The 2758-nt window shown below is 42.4% G+C and carries 2 protein-coding genes and 1 pseudogene; 2 read left to right on the forward strand and 1 reads right to left on the reverse strand.

Annotated elements, in window-relative coordinates; translation table 11 throughout:
- Window positions 1-187 (forward strand): annotated as a pseudogene (locus Q0C29_RS01155) (glucose-1-phosphate thymidylyltransferase); the annotation flags it as partial.
- Window positions 188-190: 3 nt separating this feature from the next.
- On the opposite strand, the gene rfbB reads toward Q0C29_RS01155, so the two are convergent.
- The gene (gene rfbB, locus Q0C29_RS01160; protein WP_291998828.1) at window positions 191-1174 is read right to left on the reverse strand and encodes a dTDP-glucose 4,6-dehydratase; all 984 of its coding nucleotides are present in this window, start codon (window positions 1172-1174) and stop codon (window positions 191-193) included.
- A gap of 315 nt (window positions 1175-1489) precedes the next feature.
- On the opposite strand from rfbB, the gene Q0C29_RS01165 reads away from it, so the two are divergent.
- Window positions 1490-2566 carry an ATP-binding protein gene (locus tag Q0C29_RS01165; protein ID WP_291998829.1) on the forward strand — a complete coding sequence of 359 codons (1077 nt, stop codon included), beginning with the start codon at window positions 1490-1492 and terminating at the stop codon, window positions 2564-2566.
- The last annotated feature ends 192 nt before the right edge of the window (window positions 2567-2758 follow it).

Here is a 2758-nt window from a genome sequence, read left to right on the forward strand (position 1 = left end):
TGTTGAAGCTAATGTAAATATTAATGGTGGGAGCATAAGTAGGAGCATCATACTTAATAATGCTGAACTTGAGCTTAATAGGGCTAGAGTGGTGGATAGCATAATTGGGCCGGGTTCTAGGATAAGGCTATTTAATGGGGTCAACAGGTTAATAATAGGTGAGGGTAACATTATAGAAAACATGTAGCATTTAACCCCACGGCGTATCCCTCCTAAAGAATTCATCATTAAGCAATGGCCTCCACCACCACTCATTCTCCAGGTACCAATTAATAGTCTTCCTCAAACCCTCCTCCCAACTAACCAATGGCCTCCAGCCCAGTGCTAGGACCTTATCACCCCTCATAATGTACCTCCTATCCTGGCCCGGCCTATCGCTTGTGAAGCGTATTAAATCCTCAGGCTTACTAAGAAGCCTTAACACGTCTTTAACAACCTGAAGGACACTCCTCTCATTGAAGCCCGGTACATTGTATACTTCGCCAAGTTTACCCTTATCGATTATCGTTAAAATGGCCCTGCAAGTGTCCTCAACGTATAGCCAATCCCTCCTCTGTGATCCATCACCATGGACTATGACTGGCAGGTTGTTTATAGCCCTAATTATTGTCCTTGGTATCAGTTTTTCAGGGTATTGGTAGGGGCCGTAATTATTGGATGGGCGAACTATGATGGTCTCAATGTTGTAGGTCCTGTGAAACGCCATTATTAATGCATCGCCGGCAACCTTAGTGGCTGAGTATGGGTTACTGGGCCTTAATACTGTATCCTCATTAGCAGGTTCCTTCCCCTCCATGTCACCATAGACTTCATCAGTAGAGGTGTGAATTAACCTAATCCCATACTCCTTAACAATCCTCAGTATAGTGTAAACACCATGTATGTTTGTCTTAATGAAGGGTTCAGGATCCACTATACTCCTATCAACATGAGTCTCGGCGGCGAAGTTAACGATAACCTCAGGGTGAATCTTCCCCACAGTTTCCCTTAACTTGCCGTAATCAGTAATATCACCTTTAATGACCTCAACATCCTTAGGTAAATTCTCGTACCTACCAGCGTAAGTAAAGGCATCATAAACGAAAACCTCATTGCCTAAATCCCGTGAAAATCTAACGAAGTTACTACCAATGAATCCAGCCCCACCACTAACCAAAATCCTATATCTAGGCATCAACACTAATTAAACAGCTAGGTATAATAAGCTTAACCTGGTTAGTTAAAATGATTAATGACCATGCCTTAATATCCATTAACAAATTAAATATAGTATAAAGTATTTAATAAGTATAGACTCCTAAATAGCACAAACGTGGAATTTAATTAACATAGATTGCTGAAATTAAAATTGAATAGAAGGGATTTAGTTGAGTATAAGGTACTATGCAATGGTGTTAAGGTAGTTTATACTAAGTCCCAAGTTAAGGAGACTGCTGACTGAGACGGTAGGCATTTAACTGCTGAGTCTGCAGTTACTGCTGGGTCTGCAGTGCTCTTCGATCTTCATCCAAAGGAGTCTAGGAAGGAGCTTTTCGGTAGGGATTGGGAGGTCGACTACGTTAAGAGGCAGGTTAAGGCAGGTAACTGGGTTATTATAGGTGGGCAACGTGGGGTTGGTAAGACGAGCCTACTTAAGGTTGCGTTGAATGAATTATCCACCGAGGGGTTTAAGGTACTGTACATTAACATGAGGGGGATTAACACGCTTAGAGATCTTTTAGCAGTATTGATTAATAGGATTAACGAATCTAAGCTATCGATTAAGCTAAGTGCGTCACTTAACCTAGTGATGGGCTCCGTGGGTTTGACACTTAACAGAGGTTATAAGGTTGCCAATAGCCTACTTGAACTATTCCTATCTATTAAAGAACCTCTTGTACTGGGTTTAGATGAGGTTCAGGAGATTTCCAGGGTTAGTGGACAGTTCCTGAAGATACTTGGCAACGTGTTCTCAAGCAATCCAAGGGTCTCCTTCATATTCACAGGATCCTACATAGGTGTAGCTAGGGCCCTACTTAACCCAAGTCCAGACTCCCCACTCTATGGTAGACCACCAGTTGAAGTTAGGCTTAGGCCATTTAGTGATGAGTTGGCTAGGGAATTCCTGAGGAGTGGTTTTGAGGAGTTGGGGATATTGTTCAATAGGTTTGATGAAATTGTAGTCAGGTTGGATGGCGTCGTTGGTTGGCTTACATTGTTCGGAAATTACCATGGGGTTAGGGGCTTACCCTTTGAGGAAGCCTTAAAGTTAACCATGAGTGAGGGTGCTAAAATCATGGTTAGTGAGCTTCAGCACTTCCTTGAGGATAAGGTTAATAAGGCACTATACCTAGCCATACTATCATCACTAAAGGTAGCCAACAGGTGGAAGGATATTAAGTTCGCGGCCTCAGTGAAGTTAAGTAGGGAGGTTGGTGATAGGGAGTTGACCAATGCCCTAAACGCATTGGTAAGTTTTGGCTTCATAGAGAAGACCACTAAGGGTGAGTACAGGATAATGGACCCACTATTAAGCAATATAGACTATGATGAATTGACTAGAAGATACTCAGGAACAGCTCAATGAGCAACAGTACCGCTCCCATGCATACGGTTCCCAGTACAGTATTGTTGAACCAGCTTTGACCAGTTAAGGTGAACTATGTTTAATTTTTAGTTCATTTTTCTATTAAGTGAATGGTTAAGAGGATAATGTTACCTCTGGCCCCAAATCTGGAGGTTAAGTTCGTGGATAGGGAACCAGCCCTTAGGCTGGTTG

The sequence above is a fragment of the Caldivirga sp. genome, assembly GCF_023256255.1.
Taxonomy (GTDB): Archaea; Thermoproteota; Thermoprotei; order Thermoproteales; family Thermocladiaceae; genus Caldivirga.